Genomic DNA, 17,925 nt, shown 5'->3' with positions numbered 1-17,925 from the left:
CAATATATGAGGATTGATAGGGGTCAAAGCCATGAAAAACAAAGGAAACCGCGATAATCCTTGGAGGGCGGCCGGCCTTGTAGGCGCACTCGGGCTTGATATCGCTATCTGTACACTGCTCGGCTACTTCGCCGCGAACTTCGCAGTCCAGCGTTTTGGCGGTCCGAGAAGCTGGATAGTAGCAGGCGTGATGCTCGGTCTCTTCGCGGGGATCGCTTCGGTTATCATGCTGCTTAAGAAGTTTCTGGAGGAACCCGATGAATGACCTGCTCAAGAAAGCTATGCGTATCGCACTTCTGCTTCTCGCCGCATGTTTACTGGTCTGGGCGCTTGTCCCTTCCGTACGCACGGTAGCTGCAGGATTATCAGTAGGTGCGGTTGCAAGCGGCATCAATGCTTTGCTCCTTCAGCGCAGAGTCGATTTGATCGGCAAAACCGTTGCGGAGCGGGGCGCACAGCGTATGAGTCTCGGATTTTTAAGCCGTCTGGCTACCGTGCTCCTTGCCGTTATGATTGCGCTTAAATTTCCACAACACCTTGATATCGCCTCAACCATTATTGGTTGCTTTTTGGTTCCATTTATACTTTTGCTAGTCGGCATTTTGAGTCGTCCACACAAACCGTAATGCATGGAAAGGGGTGAAATTGGAAAATGCATGAGTTTCCCGTGCTACACTTCGAAAATGGTATCGATATTGACATTTCAACCTTTTTGGCGATTATCGTATCCTGCGTGGTTGTGTTAGTCCTGGCTCTTCTGTCCGTGCGGAACCTGTCCGTCGACAAACCTTCCAAATTGCAAAACTTTATGGAATGGGTCGTTGAGTTCGTTCATAACACGATTGCGAGTACGATGCCGCTCAGCAAGGCAAAGTCCTACATTTCGTTAGGATTGACATTAATTATGTTTATCTTCGTCTCCAACCTTCTCGGTCTTCCGTTCGGTATCGTAACCGACCATCATCATGGATTTACGCTATTCGGTCAGCAAGTCTTGACGGATGCCCGTATTCATGAGCTGGAGGCAGCAGGCAAGCATGCTTCTGTGGCTTGGTGGAAATCACCGACAGCCGACCTTTCCGTAACGTCCGCACTCGCCCTGATGGTGTTTGTTATGACGAATACACTCGGTTTGACACAGAACACGAAACATTATCTGAAGCATTACTTTGAGCCGTTCTGGTTCTTCCTGCCGCTGAACATCATTAAAGAGCTCTCCAAGCCGTTGACGCTTGCTCTTCGTTTGTTCGCGAACATCTTTGCGGGTGAGGTTCTGATCTCCACCATTATGATGCTGGGTGTTGTAGGGATACCGCTTCTCGCCGTTTGGCAGGGCTTCAGTATCTTCGTAGGTGCCATCCAGGCATTCTTGTTCACCATCCTTACCATGGTTTACATTTCCCAAGCTACCGTTCATCATGAAGATCACTAAATGATCGGCTCAGCTGCGATTAGCAGCTCTGCGCGGCTTCCGCAAGGCGTGGGATCCATATACACATTACAGGTACAAAACCTATTTTCTGAGGAGGAAATTTTTCATGGAATTCCTGGCAGCAGCATTAGCAATCGGTTTGGGCGCACTTGGCGCTGGTATTGGTAACGGTCTGATCGTAAGCAAGACAGTAGAAGGTATCGCTCGTCAACCTGAGCTTCGCGGTACTCTGCAAACAACAATGTTTATCGGTGTTGGTATCGTCGAGGTTGTTCCGATTATCGGTGTCGTTCTGGGCTTCCTGATTTTCTTCAAATAATTCACATAGCCTCGGTTGGGCGGGGAAGGCCTGAGCCATCCGCGCCTTCGCTATGAATTAGGTTTTTGAAGAATCGCCCCAGCACACAGTTACGGAAAGGAGTGACTCGAATGTCTTGGAATTGGGAATCGTTCGTATTCGCGCTTGTCGCGTTCGGAATTCTATACTGGGTGCTCAGCAAATACGCCTTCGGTCCGTTGCTCGCAACGATGGAAGAGCGCAGAAAGCTGATTGCCGACCAGATGAACTCTGCTGATGCAAGTCGTGTTCAAGCCGAGCAAATGCTCGAAGAACAGAAGCAGGTAATTCAAGAGGCACGTAAAGAAGCTTACCAAATGATCGAGCAAGCTAAATTGACGAGCTCCAAGCAAGCCGAAGAAATCGTCGATAAAGCGAAAAGCGAAGCGGACCGCGTGAAAGAAGAAGCGGTACGCGAGATCGAAAGCGAGAAAAACAAAGCGGTTGCAGCACTGCGCGGGCAAGTTAGCGCTATGTCCGTTATGATCGCTTCTAAAATTATTGAAAAGCAAGTTGACGAAAAGTCACAGGAAGAATTGGTGAACCATTACCTGAATGAGGTAGGGGGATCTAAATGAGTGACATCGTGGTAGCGAAAAGATATGCGAAAGCACTTTTTGAAGCTGCGAAGGAGCAGAACGCGGTCGCTCAAGTTGAAACTGAACTGACCGAGATTGTTCAGACGATCCAGGACCATGCGGAATTGCGCAGCGTTCTGGATCATCCGAATATCGACGTGCCTGCGAAACGTCAGCTTTTGTCGAACATCTTTGCGGATCGGATTTCTCCGCTCGTTATGAATACGATTAAACTCCTGATCGATAGAAGACGGCAATCCCTGCTTCCTATTGTACTGTCCGACTTTGTTCAGATTTCCAACGAGTCGCTTGGCCAGGCAGACGCTACAATTTACACAGCCCTGCCGCTGTCTGAAGTACAAGTCAAGGAAATTGCAGACAACTTTAGCCGTATGACCGGCAAACAAATTCGTGTACAGACGGTAGTCGACCCGAGCTTGCTTGGCGGCATTACTGTTCGGATCGGTGACCGTCTATACGACGGCAGTTTGGCTGGCAAACTCGAACGTTTGGAAAAATCGCTGAAACAAGCTCAAGCAATGTAGATAGGGGTGAGGTTCGTTGAGTATCAGACCTGATGAAATCAGCACGCTGATTAAGCAGCAAATCGAAAATTATACAGCAGATCTGCAAGTCGTTGAAGTCGGTACGGTTATCACTATCGGTGACGGTATCGCTCGTGTGCACGGCTTGGAGAACGTCATGGCCGGTGAGCTTCTCGAGTTCGCCAACGGCGTTGTGGGCATGGCGCAGAACCTGGAAGAAAACAATGTAGGTATCATCATTCTCGGACCGTATTCCGACATCCGCGAAGGTGACCAAGTTAAGCGTACAGGCCGCATCATGCAGGTGCCTGTAGGCGAAGCGCTGCTCGGACGCGTTGTTAACGCACTGGGTATGCCGATTGACGGCAAAGGACCGATCGAAGCTTCCGGATACCGTCCGGTTGAATCCGCGGCTCCTGGCGTTATGGCGCGTAAATCCGTACACGAGCCTATGCAGACCGGTATCAAGGCGATTGACGCGCTTGTACCGATCGGCCGCGGCCAGCGTGAGCTGATCATCGGTGACCGTCAAACCGGTAAAACGGCGATTGCCATCGATACGATCATCAACCAAAAAGGCAACGGCGTGAAATGTATCTACGTGGCCATCGGTCAAAAGCAGTCCACCGTTTCCAACGTAGTGGATACACTCCGCCGCAACGGCGCTCTCGACTACACGATCGTCGTAACCGCGAGTGCTTCCGAACCGGCTCCATTGCTCTTCCTGGCTCCTTATTCCGGCTGCGCAATGGGCGAATACTTCATGTACAAAGGCGAGCATGTCCTGATCGTTTATGACGATCTGTCCAAACAAGCTGCCGCTTATCGTGAGCTTTCCCTGCTCCTCCGTCGTCCACCGGGCCGTGAGGCTTATCCGGGTGACGTATTCTATCTTCACTCCCGTTTGCTTGAGCGTGCAGCTAAGCTGAACGACGAGCTGGGCGGAGGCTCCATCACGGCGCTTCCATTCATCGAAACTCAAGCGAGTGACGTATCGGCGTACATTCCGACTAACGTAATTTCCATTACGGACGGTCAAATCTTCCTGGAATCCGACCTGTTCTATTCCGGTCAGCGTCCGGCTATCAACGTGGGTATCTCCGTATCCCGTGTAGGTAGCTCCGCTCAAGTGAAAGCCATGAAGAAAGTTGCCGGTACCCTGAAGACTGACCTTGCCCAATATCGCGAATTGGCTGCTTTCTCGCAGTTCGGTTCCGACCTTGATAAAGCAACGGTTTCCCGTCTGAACCGTGGTGAGCGTACACTGGAAATCCTGAAGCAGGGTATTAACGAGCCGATGCCTTTAGAACAACAGGTTATCAGCATCTATGCCGCTACTAAAGGCTTCCTGGATGAACTGCCGGTTAAAGACATTACCCGTTTCGAAAAAGAATTCCTTGCATACCTCGATGCCAACAAACCGGAAATCGCCAGCTCCATCCGTGACACGAAGGATCTTACTTCCGACACGGAAAAAGCGCTGGTTGCAGCTATCGAGACATTCCTCAAAGGATTCTCGGTATCCGAATAATTATGAGAATTTGCGATTCCATAATCAAGCTGCAGGGGGTGAAACAGTATGGCTAAGGGTATACGCGAGATTAAGCGTCAGATTAAGAGCAAACAGAACACAAGGCAGATCACTAAAGCGATGGAGATGGTCGCGGCTTCCAAGCTGAAGCGCGCCCAGAACAATGCGGAGGCATCCCGTCCTTATGCGGATAAGATCCGCGAAGTGGTGTTTAGTGTGGCTGCAGGCTCGAAGGGCGTTCAGCATCCGATGCTCCAGGTTCGTGAAGTCAAACGCACGGGATATCTGGTCTTGACTTCAGACCGCGGACTCGCTGGCGGTTTTAACGCCAACGTGCTTCGGAAGGCGTTAAATGCTATTCGTGAGCGGCATAAATCTACGGATGAATATGCGGTTTTCGTTGTTGGCCGTAAAGGCAAGGATTTCTTCAAGCGGAGAAACATCCCGGTCTTTGACGAAGTCACAGGTCTCAGCGATTCTCCGACGTTCGCCGATATTAAGCAGCTCGCTTCGTCCGCTGTACAGAACTTCATCGACGGCAATTACGACGAGCTGTACGTTTATTACAACCAGTTCCATAACGCAATTACGCAAACGCCGGTTGAGAAAAAACTGCTGCCGCTCGAGCAGCCGGAGTCCGGCAGCAGCGCTGTCTCTTCCTACGAATATGAGCCCTCCGCCGAAGGCGTTCTGGAAGTACTGCTTCCGAAGTATGCGGAAACGGTCATTTTCAGCGCCGTGCTGGAAAGCAAAGCGAGCGAATTCGGCGCGCGTATGACCGCTATGGGTAGCGCGACGAAGAATGCGACGAAGATGATTGCAGAGCTTACACTTTCCTATAACCGTGCACGTCAGGCGGCAATTACTCAGGAAATCTCGGAGATTGTTGCCGGTGCCAACGCATTGAACTAAGGCGCAGTGCGGAACTAAGCATTTGAGTACAGGAGGGAAATACAATGAGCAAAGGACGTGTTGTTCAGGTCTTGGGACCGGTTGTCGACATCGAGTTCGAACGTGGACATCTTCCCGAGATTCTGAATGCCATTAAAATTCAAAAAACTGCTCAATCCGCTGATCAAGAAAACAGCGAAGTGACAGTTGAAGTTGCCGTGCACCTTGGCGACAACCAAGTACGCTGTGTAGCTATGTCTTCCACGGACGGTCTCGTGCGCGGAATGGCAGCTATCGATAGCGGTGCCGCTATCTCCGTACCGGTCGGTCCTGCTACACTGGGCCGTGTATATAACGTACTGGGCGATCCGATCGACGGTAAAGGTCCTGCGGACCGGACCCTGACATCCCCGATTCACAAGCAAGCTCCTGAGTATGTCAACCTGACGACTCAAGCTGAGATGCTGGAAACGGGTATCAAGGTTATCGACCTTCTTGCTCCTTACATGAAGGGCGGAAAGATCGGTCTCTTCGGTGGCGCGGGTGTAGGTAAAACCGTAACCATGCAAGAGCTTATTCATAACATCGCGCAAGAGCATGGCGGTATCTCCGTATTTGCCGGCGTAGGTGAAAGAACACGTGAAGGTAATGACCTCTATCACGAGATGAGTGATTCCGGCGTTATCGCCAAGACCGCAATGGTGTTCGGTCAGATGAACGAACCTCCTGGCGCGCGTCTGCGTGTTGCTCTTTCCGGCCTGACTATGGCCGAGTATTTCCGTGATGTGGAAGGCCGTGACGTACTTCTGTTCATCGACAACATCTTCCGTTTCACACAAGCGGGTTCCGAAGTTTCCGCCCTCCTCGGACGTATGCCGTCCGCGGTAGGTTACCAGCCTACGCTGGCAACCGAAATGGGTCAGCTTCAAGAGCGTATTACTTCCACGACCAAAGGTTCCGTAACGTCGATTCAAGCGATCTACGTACCGGCGGATGACTACACTGATCCGGCTCCGGCAACTGCGTTTGCCCACTTGGACGCAACGACTAACCTCGAGCGTTCTATTGCCGCGAAAGGTATCTTCCCGGCCGTTGACCCGCTTGCTTCCTCTTCCCGTATCCTGACTCCTCAGGTAGTAGGCGAAGAGCACTATGAAGTGGCACAAGGCGTTAAGCGTCTGCTTCAGCGTTACAAAGAACTTCAAGATATTATCGCGATCCTCGGTATGGACGAGTTGAGCGAAGAAGACAGAATTGCCGTTAACCGCGCAAGACGCGTAGAACGCTTCCTGTCCCAACCGCTCCACGTTGCCGAAGCGTTTAACGGTATGCCAGGTCTCTACTGCCCGGTTAAAGAAACCGTACGCAGCTTTAGAGAACTGCTTGACGGTAAGCATGACGATCTGCCGGAAGCAGCTTTCGTTAACGTAGGTTCGATTGATGAGGCCGTTGAAAAGGCAAGAACGATGGTATAAGCAATCGGGTCATGCGGGCATCTGCCTGCTTTCCCGGGTTTGAACCGAGTCGGGGAGAGGATCTCTCGCAGAGCGCTTCTCTCTGACATGGTGAAAAGCTTACGAAGCGAACGAACTTTCTAGCGAAAGTTCTGGGGAGGAATGAGCGTGAGTACTTTCCTTTTGGAAATCGTAACTCCGGAGCGCATCGTATATACCCAGAATGTTCACATGGTAAGTGTCGACGGCATCGAAGGCCAACTTGGCATTCTTCCGAACCACATTCCGTTTGTGACACCCTTGAAAATCGCACCCGCCACGATCAAACTTGAGAATGGCAAACAAGAAACTGTCGCTTTGAACGGCGGTTTCATGGAAGTGCGCAAAAATAAGGTTGTCATTCTGGCGGAAAGTGCGGAGCTGCCTGGCGACATTGACATCGAACGTGCGAAGTCTGCGAAGGAACGCGCCGAAAAACGTTTAACGGGTAAGAAGGACGAAGCTGATTTCCAGCGCGCCGAGCTTGCTCTTAAACGGGCGTTGAACCGGATCGGGGTTTACGAGCATAAATAAGCAAGAAAAACAGAGGACGTTCATGCGTCTTCTGTTTTTTTATTTTCTCTGGAAAGTATACGCTTACATCTAAAATCATTTTCATTAGACACATTTTTTGAGCGTATGCTATAATTGGAAAGGCGTTACATTACCAAAATTTATGAGATGATTCAAGATTTCTTATGAAAATGGAGGCGGTTTCAAGCAGATGTACGCGGTAAAGTATGTGATCGTAGCCATTTTCGTCGCACTCGGCATTTTGCTTCCGGTTGCAGCTCTTACGATCGGCAGATGGCTTAGACCCAACAAGCCGAACGAAGACAAGGCGACCACTTACGAAAGCGGAAATGAGCCAGTAGGGGAAGGTCAGGTCAGGTTCAATATCCGGTATTATCTTTTCGCCTTAATGTTTGTCATTTTCGATGTAGAAACCGTATTTTTGTATCCGTGGGCCGTGGCGTATAACAAGCTGGGGCTGTTTGCACTGGTGGAAATGTGTATTTTTGTCCTGCTTCTCGGTGTCGGGCTACTCTATGCTTGGAAGAAGAAGGTGCTGCAATGGACTTCAATTTAGAGTCGATAACTCCGGAGGATCGGGCTGAACTGGATCGTAACGTGTTTATGACAACCCTGGAGCAAGTCAAAGCCTGGGCAAGGAGCAATTCCTTGTGGCCGCTCACTTTCGGCCTTGCCTGCTGTGCCATCGAAATGATGGGTACGGGCGCATCGCATTATGATCTGGACCGTTTTGGCGTGATTTTCAGGACATCTCCCCGCCAATCCGATGTGATGATCGTGGCCGGCACGGTGACGAAGAAAATGGCTCCGCTGCTGCGTCGTCTGTACGATCAAATGCCGGAACCGAAGTGGGTCATTGCGATGGGATCCTGCGCTACAGCGGGCGGTCCGTACGTAAAATCTTATGCGGTTGTAAAAGGCGTCGATCAGGTGGTTCCGGTTGATGTATATATTCCGGGCTGTCCACCGAATCCGGCGGCATTGATTTATGGAATCAATAAGCTTCAGGAGAAAATCCGTTACGAGGCGAAAACCGGAAAGCAGGTGACGAACCTGTGACCGATAAGGAAAAGGAAAATCCGCAGGAAACCGATATTCGATCAAAACCGACAAAATCAGACGACAAATTGGAAGCGAATACAATTGAATATAAGGAAAAACAAGGGATTTTGTCGAAAGAAGAAAATAACGAGTTACATACAAGTCCAGCGAGCACAGGATCAGCGGGGGACGGCACAACGCCTCCGGCCAGTTCGTCCGAGCAGAGCGCCTCGGCGGCGGGCACCGGCGAATCGGCGCCGGAAACCCCGGCGTCCGGTGCTGCACAGCGCCCGGACGCAAACCGTGCGGCAGCGCGAAGCACCGCTGCCGCTGAAGCCGGCGGCACGGCTCCGGCCGCGGTGAGCGGTGCTGTCCCGACTGAGGGCGCAGCGGCCGAGGACGGCGGCGACAAAGCGACAGCCGCCGCCGAAGCTCGCGCAGCCCGTGCGGCGGCCCGCGCCGCCAAAACCGCGGCTCCGGCGGAGGATGCCCCGCCGAAGCCGCCGTCCCCGAACCAGCCGCTGCTGGACCGGCTGGTCGAGATCTTGAAGGGAGAGGTGGCCGAAAACGCCGTTGATGAAGCGTTCATCAACGAGATCGACGGCCACCGTCCCTTCGTGGTTATCCGCGGCGAGCACTGGGTGCGTGCCGCGGAGGTCTTCCTGCAGCACGAGGAGCTGCAGTGCGGCTACCTGCGCAGCGTGAGCGGCATAGACCTCGGCAACCAGCTGGAAGTGGTTTACCATCTGCTCTCTATCCCGCTGCGCAAAGAATACGGAGTCCGCGTGCGCACAGAGCGGGAGGCTCCGTCCGTTCCCTCCGTCGCTTCCATATGGCCGACCGCGGACTGGAACGAACGGGAAATCTATGACCTGCTGGGCATTGATTTTCCCGGCCATCCCAACCTGACGCGCATCATGATGCCGGACGAGTGGGTCGGCCACCCGCTGCGCAAAGATTACGAAGCGTACGACCCGGAGGTGTAGCGTTATGTTACGGACAGAAGAACTGCTGCTTAACGTAGGGCCTCAGCATCCGAGTACCCACGGGGTATTCCGGATTATCGTCAAGCTGGACGGAGAGATTATCCGCGAGGCGATCCCGGTAATGGGTTACCTGCACCGCGGTACCGAGAAACTTGCGGAAAATCTCAATTACACGCAAATTATTCCTTATACGGACCGGATGGATTACGTTTCGGCCATGACAAACAATTATGTGCTGGTCAATGCGGTCGAACGGATGCTTGGCCTGCAAATACCGGAAAGAGCCGAATATTTGCGTATTCTGGTCATGGAGCTTCAGCGGATTGCCAGTCATCTGGTCTGGTGGGGAACTTATTTGCTGGATATCGGGGCGATGAGCCCGTTTCTTTATGCGTTCCGCGACCGGGAGATGATCATCGACTTTTTCAATGAACTGTGCGGCGCTAGACTTACCTACAACTATATGCGTGTCGGCGGGGTCAAATGGGATGCCCCGGAAGGCTGGCTGGACAAAATCCGGGCATTTATTCCTTACATGAAGAGTAAGCTGGAAGAGTATGACCGTCTTGTCAGCGGCAATGAAATTTTTCTCGCTCGGATCAAAGGCGTGGGCCGTTACGATGCCGATACGGCTATTGCTTACGGATTAAGCGGAGCGAACCTGCGTTGTACCGGCGTGAAATGGGACTTGCGTAAGGATCAGCCTTACTGCATCTATGATCGTTTCGATTTTGACGTACCGGTAGGAACCAATGGTGACTGCTACGACCGTTATCTCATTAGAATGGAAGAGATCGTTCAATCCCTGCGTATCATCGAACAGGCGCTGGATCAGATTCCCGAAGGCGATACGATGGGAAAAGCCCCCCGGGTCATCAAGCCGCCGGAAGGCGATATTTATGCGCCGATCGAATCACCGAGGGGGGAAATCGGCTGTTTTATTATGTCCAAAGGGCGGCCCGAACCGTTCCGGTTGAAGTTCCGCCGCCCCTCCTTCGTGAATCTTCAAATTTTACCGAAGCTGCTGGTCGGGGAAACCATGACGAACCTGATTACCATTCTCGGCGGGATTGATATCGTTGTAGGGGAGGTGGACGGCTGATGCTGGATCTGGTCGGACAACCGCTGACATGGACGACGGGGCTTATTTTCGCGGCTTACGGCGTTGTGCTGCTTCTTATCATCCTGGGATTCGTAACGTATGCCATCTACTTCGAGCGAAAAGTCATCGGCTGGATGCAGGGGAGATACGGCCCGAACCGTGTAGGCCCGCTGGGACTGCTGCAAACGGTCGCTGACGTGTTTAAGCTGCTCATCAAGGAAGATACCATTCCGCGCAAAGCGGACCGGGAGCTGTTCATTCTCGCGCCTGTGCTTACGTTTATCCCGGCGTTCGTCGTTGTGGCGACGATTCCGTTCACGGCGAATCTCATTCATGCCGATCTTGATGTCGGCCTTCTTTATTACGTAGCGTTGTCCGGTATTTCCACCCTGGGAATGATTCTCGGCGGTTGGGCTTCCAACAACAAATATGCCCTGCTCGGCGGCATGAGGTCAGCCGCTCAGATGATCAGCTACGAGGTTCCTCTCGTCATTTCCGTGATCGGGGTCATCATGATGACCGGCACCTTGAACCTTCATAAAATCGTGGAAGCCCAGGGCGACAACTTCTGGAACTGGAACTTCCTCCCCCAGATCGTCGGTTTTATCGTCTTCGTCATTGCGGGCGTGTCGGAGCTGAACCGCACCCCGTTTGACCTGCCTGAAGCCGAATCGGAACTTGTAGCCGGCTACCATGTCGAATACAGCGGATTCCGTTTCGCTTTCTTCATGCTTGCGGAATATGTGTACGTCTTTGCGATCGCTTCTTTAACGACGGTCCTTTTCCTGGGCGGCTGGCACGCTCCTTTTGCTTTTCTCACTTTTATTCCCGGCATTGTCTGGTTTCTGCTTAAATTCTCGTTCATTGTCTTCTTCTTTTTCTGGATCAGGGCGACTTTGCCCCGAATCCGGATTGATCAGCTGATGGGACTCGGCTGGAAGGTTCTTTTGCCTCTGGCGCTGCTCAATATTTTTATAACGGCTCTCTACATGGGTCTTACCGGGTAACGCGGCCGCTGCCGTTGTTCTATGAAGTCGAAGTCGTAAAAGGAGGAGAGGGCCAATGAAAGGTCTTATCAAAGGATTAGGCGTTACACTCAAAACGATGACCCAGAAAAAAGTAACGTACGCTTATCCCGATGTGCCCCTGCAAATGCCGGACCGGTTCCGGGGAATCCAGCATTTCGAACCGGACAAATGTATTGTCTGCAATATGTGCGCGAAAGTGTGTCCCACGGAGTGTATTACCCTGACGGGGAAGCCCAATCCGGATCCCGACAAAAAGGGCAAAATTATCGACACCTACGATATCAATTTTGAAATCTGCATCCTTTGCGATCTCTGCACGGAAGTTTGTCCGACCGAAGCGATTGTGATGACCAACCACTTTGAATTGAGCGCCTACAGCCGTGACGAGCTGTTTAAAGATATGAAGTGGCTTACGGACAACAACACGCTGGTGCGTAAAGAAAATAACTCCGCCCTTCCCAAAGGAGGCGCGAAGAAGGATGTTTAGCGGTTTAGGGAGCTTTTTGTCGCAGGGGGAGAACTGGTGGTTCCTTCTGTTTGCCATCTGTGCGATCGGGGGCGCCATCTATATGATCACTTTCACGAAAGTGGTTCATATGGTGCTGTCCGTTGCCTTTACGTTCGTGAGTCTGGCCGGGTTGTATGTGCTGCTGGAAGCGGAGTTTGTCGGTTTTGTCCAGATTCTGATCTATGCGGGAGCCATCTCGATCCTGATGATTTTCGGCATTATGATGACCAACCACAGGGCTGAAGAGAAGGCCAAGAGCGGGCCGGTTCAGAAGATTCTGCTCGGTATCGGGTCGCTGGGACTCTTCGGCATCCTTTTCTATGCGATTCAAAATACGACGTTTCCGTCCGCCGCAGGCTCTCTTCAGACCGGGCAGGATAATACGCTTGAGATCGGAAAACTGCTGTACAACGAATACGTCATTCCGTTCGAAATTATGTCCGTGCTGCTGACGGTCGCCTTTATCGGAGCGATTGTCGTTGCCAAAAGAGAGGAGGATTAACGTGACAAGTGTCGTGACTCCTTATCTGACTCTGGCGGCCATTTTGTTCTGTATCGGTTTGTACGGGGCTTTGTCCAAGAGGAACGGTGTCATCGTTCTCCTCTCCATCGAGCTGATGCTCAACGCCGTGAACCTGAATCTGGTCGCATTCGCCAAAATGGGCGCGCAGCCTGCGCTGACCGGGCAAGTTTTTTCCTTGTTCACCATCACGGTAGCGGCAGCGGAAGCGGCTGTTGGCGTCGCTATCCTGATCGCTCTCTACCGCAATAAGGGAACGGGCAACGTGGATGAAATGAACTCCATGAAGCATTAGCGGCGAATGGTGCGGCTCTTATCCTCATCTTTGATTGGCAGAGCTGTCTAACGTCATGGCCTTGAAGGAGGAAAGGAAAAATATGATTTCCGTTTATTCGCAATATGCCTGGCTCATCCCGTTGTTTCCGCTCCTGGCCTATGCTCTGATAACCGCTTCGGGCAGGTCGGCAAGAAGAACAGGCCTTTATCTGAGTACGGCCGCCATCTTCGCTTCGTTTGTTGTGGCCCTTCTCATTCTTATCGAGAGACTTGGAAAAGGCGTTCAAGACTACACCTGGAACGGTTTCCAGTGGCTGCGGGCGGGCGATTTTGCGGTGAGCCTGGGCTTCGAGGTCAATAATTTAAACGCGATCATGCTTATTGTTGTCACGCTCGTATCGTTGCTGGTCCATATCTATTCGATCGGATATATGAAGGACGACGAACGGGTACATGTGTTTTTCAGCTACATAGCGCTCTTTTCTTTTGCGATGCTGGGACTGGTTATTTCAGTCAACCTGGTGGAGTTTTATCTATTTTGGGAACTTGTCGGAGTCTGTTCGTTCCTGCTGATCGGATTTTGGTATACGAAACCCGAGGCTAAGGCTGCCGCAAAAAAAGCTTTTATCGTGACAAGAATAGGCGATTTCGGATTGTTTATCGGAATTCTGCTTCTGTTTTGGAGCATGCCGGGTCATGCGCTGGATTTTAATTCGGTACAAAACGCGTTTACAAGCGGTCAGGTGGAAGGCTCCGCAGCAACATGGATCGCGCTTCTCTTCTTTATGGGAGCCATGGGAAAATCGGGGCAATTCCCTCTGCATACCTGGCTGCCCGATGCGATGGAAGGCCCTACTCCGATCAGTGCGCTTATTCATGCCGCGACTATGGTGGCGGCCGGGGTTTATCTGGTCGCCCGTACGTTCGATGTTTTCCTCGCGTCGGATACGGCCATGCAGGTCGTCGCTTATGTCGGGGGTTTTACGGCGATTTTCGCAGCGACAATCGGAACGGCGCAGAACGATATCAAACGGATTCTCGCCTATTCGACCGTATCCCAGCTGGGGTATATGATGATGGCGCTTGGAGTGAGCGCTACGTATACGACGGGAATATTCCATTTGTTCACGCACGCGTTCTTTAAAGCTCTCCTGTTTCTGGGTGCGGGCAGCGTTATTCATGCCGTACACACGCAGGATATTACCAAAATGGGCGGAATCGGCGGAAGGATGAAGATTACGGCGTGGACCTTCGCGATCGGAACGCTGGCCTTGTCCGGAATTCCTCCGTTCTCCGGTTTCTGGTCCAAGGACGCGATTCTGTCCCAGGCTTACGAGACGAATTCGTTGCTGTTCTGGATCGGCATCGTCGGTGCTTTCTTTACGGCCTTGTATATGGCCCGGCTCTTTTTCCTGGTATTCTGGGGCAAATCGCGCAGCGGTCAAGAGGTCCACGAATCTCCGGCCTCTATGACGCTCCCGCTCCTTCTGCTGGCGGTTCCCGCCGCTCTTGCCGGCTTTCTGTACACCCCGTGGAGCGGGTGGTTCGGCAACTGGCTGACAGGCAGGACCGAAGAAGAGGCCGTTCACGCGGGCGTGATGCTTCTCTCTACGGCGGCGGGCGTTCTGGGCCTCGTTCTGGGCTACCTGCTGTACGCAAGGAAGCCGGGAAGTTTTGTGTTCTCCGCAAAGTTTCCATGGCTGTACAATCTCGTGCGTCGTAAATATTATATCGACGAAATTTACCAGACGGTCATTGTCCTCCCGCTGCGGGGAATCGGGTATCTCTTGCAGGCCGTAGACACGTTTATCGTGGACGGTGCCGTCCGGCTCGTGGCCGCAGCCGCCGTCGGACTAGGCCGAACGGGCTCACGTCTGCAGAACGGCCAGGTCCAGACCTACGGCCTGATCACCCTGCTCGGCCTGCTTGTTCTCATCCTTGCTGTAGCCGGAAGGAGGTTTATCCATGTCGGCTAACCTGCTTAGTCTGATCGTGTTTTCCCCACTGCTCGGCGTGCTCGTCCTCCTTTTTCTGCCGAAGGAGAACAAGAAAGCGCTCCAGGCTGTATGCATGGCGGCGACCGGAATCCCGCTTCTGCTCAGCGTATGGCTGTATGCGGCTTATTCCAACGGAGCGTCAGGGATGCAGTTCAAAGAGCAGCTGGACTGGATCCGTATCCCTCTCAACAAAGAAGGGGTCGAAGGTCTCACCAGCTTCTACTGGACCGTTCAATACCATCTGGCCGTTGACGGTTTGTCGATGCCGCTCGTTTTCCTCACCGCGTTAGTGTTTACCATGGCCGCCTTCGCTTCGATCTACATCAAAAAAAGATGGAAGGCATATTCGATCTGGCTGCTGCTGCTGGAAGTCGGCGTTTTCGGCGTGTTTACGTCCCAGGATCTGTTTCTGTTCTTCCTCTTTTTCGAAGTCACCCTCGTTCCGATGTTTTTCCTGATCGGAATCTGGGGCCGCGTAGACCGGGAAAAGGCAGCCGGCCGCTTTCTGATTTACAACGGACTCGGCTCGGCCATCATGCTTGTCGCGTTCGTTATTCTCGTCACGACGGCGGGAATTTCCCAGCAGATCACGGGCAATCAGCTGACCGTATTCTACAGCGGCGATATCCAGACGATTGTACATAACCTGCTGCAGGACCCGGCCGCCCTGGTGAATCAGGTGTCGCCTAATCCTCAAGCGGAAAATCCGTTCTTCTTGAGCGGGGGCATGAAAACGGCCCTCCTGGTCATGCTGCTCATCGCGTTCGGCATCAAGCTGCCGATTTTTCCGTTTCACACCTGGATGCTCAAGGTGCACACGGAAGCTCCGCCTCCGGTGGTGATGATTCACTCGGGTATTTTGCTGAAAATGGGCGCTTACGGACTCATTCGTTTCGGCATCCTGCTGTTTCCGGCGCAAGCGCAGGATTGGGCATGGGTACTCGCCCTGCTGGGTGTCATCAACATTTTGTACGGAGCCCTGCTGGCTTTTGTCCAGAATGAGTTCAGGCTAGTGCTCGCATATTCCAGTATCAGCCACATGGGCATTGTACTGCTGGGCTTGGCGGCCTTTAATCCGATCGGCATGCAGGGAGCGATTTTCCAACTCGTTTCTCACGGCCTGATTTCCGCTCTCATGTTCCTGCTCGTCGGCAGTATTTACGAACGGACCTCCACGACGGAACTAGGCAAGCTGGGCGGGCTGGCGAAATCCATGCCTTTTCTTAGCGCTATTCTGCTTGTGGGAGGGCTTGCTTCCCTCGGTCTGCCGGGACTTTCCGGCTTCGTGAGCGAGCTGCTGGCGTTTATCGGCTTGTTCGGTACGGCCCGGATTCTGGCGATTATAGGTGCAGTCGGCATTATCCTGACGGCCGCTTATGTGCTGCGGGGGGTCATGAAGATGACGTACGGACCTCTGCCGGAACGGTTCAAGGGACTGCCGGATGCCCGGTTTATAGAAGCTGTGCCGATGATTGCGCTGGTCGCTTTCATTCTTCTGCTAGGCGTGTATCCGGGTATACTGAGCGAGCCTTTGCAGCAGACGGTAAACGGGTTTCATCAGACGATTCACAGCTTAGCTGGGAAGATAGGGGGATAGAACGTGGAACCGATACGAATTCATGTACAGGATTTAGCGCATCTGCTCCCGGAAATGACGCTGGTGATCACGGCTATCCTGCTGTCGGTGCTCGACCTGTTTTTGCCGAAGGGGGTCAACCGGAAATGGATCGGCTGGCTTTCCCTCGCCGGTATTGCGGTCTCTATCGCCTTTGTCATTGCCCAGCTTAATCCCGGTCAGGCAATTGTGCTCCTTAACGAAAGCTACCGCGTAGACGATTTCGGAAACCTGTTGAAATTGGCGTTCCTCGGCGGAACCGCGCTGATTATTCTGATGAGTCTGGGAAGTGTGGAAGACGAGGAGATACCGCATGTCGGGGAATATTATTATTTCCTGTTGCCGGCTGTGCTGGGTGCCATGGTGATGGCTTCCTCCGCCGATCTCATCACGCTATTCGTAGGATTGGAGCTTCTGAGTATTACTTCTTACGTGCTTGTCGCCATGAAAAAGAAAAACACCCGGTCCAACGAGGGCGCGTTCAAGTATGTCATATTGGGCGGAATATCGTCCGCCGTTATTTTATACGGAATGTCATTCCTTTACGGAATTGCGGGAACAACGAACCTGGGGGCGATACAGGCGGCCATCGTTGCAGGCTACGAGAGTTATAAACCGCTCCTGTATGTATCTTTCTTCCTGCTCTTGGCGGGGTTCGGTTTCAAAATAGCGGCCGCGCCTTTCCACTCGTGGGCACCGGATGTTTATCAGGGAGCCCCGACACCGGTCACCGCTTTTCTCGCCGTTATATCCAAAGGGGCGGCTTTTGCCATCCTGTTCAGGGTCTTTTATGTGCTTCTTGCCTTAGGACAGTTCGGGGACGAAGGGCTTCAGAAAGACATCTTCCTGGCCCTGTCGGTGGTAGCGGCAACCGCCATGATCTGGGGCAACACAGTCGCGCTGCGGCAAAAAAACGTTAAACGGCTGCTGGCTTATTCCGGAATTGCCAATGCCGGTTATCTGCTCGTTCCTTTGGCCGTCCACATCAATCTGGTGCAGGTGGATAACTTCTCCAAATTTTTCTTTTATCTGACCGCCTACATTCTGATGAATATCGGCGCCTTCGCGGTCCTTCTGATTATAGAAAAATCGACCGGAGATGACGAGACCAAAGGGTTTGCCGGTCTTTATTACCGTGCCCCCTGGACTTCTGCGGCCGCTGTCGTTCTTCTTCTGTCGCTTGCGGGCATTCCGGTTTCTGGGGGGTTTTTTGGAAAGTTGTATCTGCTGTTTGGCACCATGCAGGCGCATCTGTACTGGCTCGGTGCCGTTATGATGATCACGAGCGTCATTTCGTTTTATTATTACTTCGGCATTATCCGGCAAATGTTCATGCGCGCCGACCTTGAAGACCGGCCCGTAAGCGTGCCGGTTCCCCTCGGAATCACCCTATGGATATGTGCCGGCTTGACGTTATTGCTGGGACTCGTTCCCGGATATCTGCTCGCTTATATCGACCGGATATTCAGTTTGACTAGGGACCTCCTAATCCTGTCATAAATTTGATATAA

General features: G+C 52.5%; 21 protein-coding genes. All 21 read left to right on the top strand.

What is annotated here, in order from left to right; translation table 11 throughout:
* The first annotated feature begins 31 nt into the window (after positions 1-31).
* Positions 32-265: an AtpZ/AtpI family protein gene (locus tag AC2TF6_RS28020; RefSeq protein ID WP_009677071.1), complete on the top strand. Its 234-nt coding sequence runs from the start codon at positions 32-34 to the stop codon at positions 263-265.
* Positions 258-626 carry an ATP synthase subunit I gene (locus AC2TF6_RS28015; protein WP_103996922.1) on the top strand — a complete coding sequence of 123 codons (369 nt, stop codon included), beginning with the start codon at positions 258-260 and terminating at the stop codon, positions 624-626. Before AC2TF6_RS28020 ends, AC2TF6_RS28015 begins: the two co-directional genes overlap by 8 nt.
* Before the next feature lie 26 nt (positions 627-652).
* Positions 653-1,432 (top strand): F0F1 ATP synthase subunit A, encoded by a 780-nt coding sequence (gene atpB / locus AC2TF6_RS28010; protein WP_405080913.1) that lies wholly within the window; start codon positions 653-655, stop codon positions 1,430-1,432.
* Between the two features lie 106 nt (positions 1,433-1,538).
* On the top strand, positions 1,539-1,751 hold the full coding sequence (atpE, locus tag AC2TF6_RS28005; protein ID WP_009677035.1) for a F0F1 ATP synthase subunit C: 213 nt from the start codon (positions 1,539-1,541) through the stop codon (positions 1,749-1,751).
* 110 nt (positions 1,752-1,861) lie between these two features.
* A complete protein-coding gene (atpF, locus tag AC2TF6_RS28000) occupies positions 1,862-2,347 on the top strand; it encodes a F0F1 ATP synthase subunit B (protein ID WP_218231346.1) in 486 nt (161 codons plus the stop codon).
* Complete coding sequence (locus tag AC2TF6_RS27995) at positions 2,344-2,892, top strand: F0F1 ATP synthase subunit delta (protein ID WP_042233889.1); 549 nt, start codon at positions 2,344-2,346, stop codon at positions 2,890-2,892. The genes atpF and AC2TF6_RS27995 overlap by 4 nt, the downstream gene beginning before the upstream one ends.
* A 16-nt stretch (positions 2,893-2,908) precedes the next feature.
* Positions 2,909-4,423 (top strand): F0F1 ATP synthase subunit alpha, encoded by a 1,515-nt coding sequence (gene atpA, locus AC2TF6_RS27990; protein WP_491309406.1) that lies wholly within the window; start codon positions 2,909-2,911, stop codon positions 4,421-4,423.
* Positions 4,424-4,471: 48 nt separating this feature from the next.
* Positions 4,472-5,335, top strand: coding sequence for an ATP synthase F1 subunit gamma (gene atpG / locus AC2TF6_RS27985; protein WP_491309405.1), 864 nt, complete (start codon positions 4,472-4,474; stop codon positions 5,333-5,335).
* A 44-nt stretch (positions 5,336-5,379) separates the two neighbouring features.
* Positions 5,380-6,789: a F0F1 ATP synthase subunit beta gene (gene atpD / locus AC2TF6_RS27980; RefSeq protein ID WP_491309404.1), complete on the top strand. Its 1,410-nt coding sequence runs from the start codon at positions 5,380-5,382 to the stop codon at positions 6,787-6,789.
* 147 nt (positions 6,790-6,936) lie between these two features.
* Positions 6,937-7,341 (top strand): F0F1 ATP synthase subunit epsilon, encoded by a 405-nt coding sequence (locus AC2TF6_RS27975; RefSeq protein ID WP_491309403.1) that lies wholly within the window; start codon positions 6,937-6,939, stop codon positions 7,339-7,341.
* Between the two features lie 190 nt (positions 7,342-7,531).
* The gene (locus AC2TF6_RS27970) at positions 7,532-7,897 is read left to right on the top strand and encodes an NADH-quinone oxidoreductase subunit A (RefSeq protein ID WP_009677054.1); all 366 of its coding nucleotides are present in this window, start codon (positions 7,532-7,534) and stop codon (positions 7,895-7,897) included.
* Entirely contained in the window at positions 7,882-8,400 is a 519-nt protein-coding gene (locus AC2TF6_RS27965) for a NuoB/complex I 20 kDa subunit family protein (protein ID WP_009676983.1), read from the top strand. The genes AC2TF6_RS27970 and AC2TF6_RS27965 overlap by 16 nt, the downstream gene beginning before the upstream one ends.
* Positions 8,397-9,368, top strand: coding sequence for an NADH-quinone oxidoreductase subunit C (locus tag AC2TF6_RS27960; protein ID WP_491309402.1), 972 nt, complete (start codon positions 8,397-8,399; stop codon positions 9,366-9,368). The genes AC2TF6_RS27965 and AC2TF6_RS27960 overlap by 4 nt, the downstream gene beginning before the upstream one ends.
* Positions 9,369-9,372: 4 nt before the next feature.
* Positions 9,373-10,470 carry an NADH-quinone oxidoreductase subunit D gene (locus AC2TF6_RS27955; RefSeq protein WP_009677012.1) on the top strand — a complete coding sequence of 366 codons (1,098 nt, stop codon included), beginning with the start codon at positions 9,373-9,375 and terminating at the stop codon, positions 10,468-10,470.
* On the top strand, positions 10,470-11,477 hold the full coding sequence (gene nuoH, locus AC2TF6_RS27950; protein ID WP_009676967.1) for an NADH-quinone oxidoreductase subunit NuoH: 1,008 nt from the start codon (positions 10,470-10,472) through the stop codon (positions 11,475-11,477). The genes AC2TF6_RS27955 and nuoH overlap by 1 nt, the downstream gene beginning before the upstream one ends.
* A 55-nt stretch (positions 11,478-11,532) precedes the next feature.
* On the top strand, positions 11,533-11,985 hold the full coding sequence (gene nuoI / locus AC2TF6_RS27945) for an NADH-quinone oxidoreductase subunit NuoI (RefSeq protein WP_042233867.1): 453 nt from the start codon (positions 11,533-11,535) through the stop codon (positions 11,983-11,985).
* On the top strand, positions 11,978-12,508 hold the full coding sequence (locus tag AC2TF6_RS27940; protein ID WP_217562039.1) for an NADH-quinone oxidoreductase subunit J: 531 nt from the start codon (positions 11,978-11,980) through the stop codon (positions 12,506-12,508). Before nuoI ends, AC2TF6_RS27940 begins: the two co-directional genes overlap by 8 nt.
* A 1-nt stretch (position 12,509) precedes the next feature.
* Positions 12,510-12,821, top strand: coding sequence for an NADH-quinone oxidoreductase subunit NuoK (nuoK, locus tag AC2TF6_RS27935; protein WP_009676991.1), 312 nt, complete (start codon positions 12,510-12,512; stop codon positions 12,819-12,821).
* An 82-nt stretch (positions 12,822-12,903) separates the two neighbouring features.
* Positions 12,904-14,778: an NADH-quinone oxidoreductase subunit L gene (gene nuoL, locus AC2TF6_RS27930; RefSeq protein ID WP_491309401.1), complete on the top strand. Its 1,875-nt coding sequence runs from the start codon at positions 12,904-12,906 to the stop codon at positions 14,776-14,778.
* Complete coding sequence (locus AC2TF6_RS27925; RefSeq protein ID WP_491309400.1) at positions 14,768-16,396, top strand: complex I subunit 4 family protein; 1,629 nt, start codon at positions 14,768-14,770, stop codon at positions 16,394-16,396. The genes nuoL and AC2TF6_RS27925 overlap by 11 nt, the downstream gene beginning before the upstream one ends.
* Before the next feature lie 3 nt (positions 16,397-16,399).
* Complete coding sequence (locus AC2TF6_RS27920; RefSeq protein ID WP_491309399.1) at positions 16,400-17,914, top strand: NADH-quinone oxidoreductase subunit N; 1,515 nt, start codon at positions 16,400-16,402, stop codon at positions 17,912-17,914.
* Positions 17,915-17,925 lie beyond the last annotated feature (11 nt).

The organism is Paenibacillus sp. JNUCC 35, from assembly GCF_058269095.1.
This window is presented reverse-complemented; position numbering and strand designations above follow the sequence as displayed.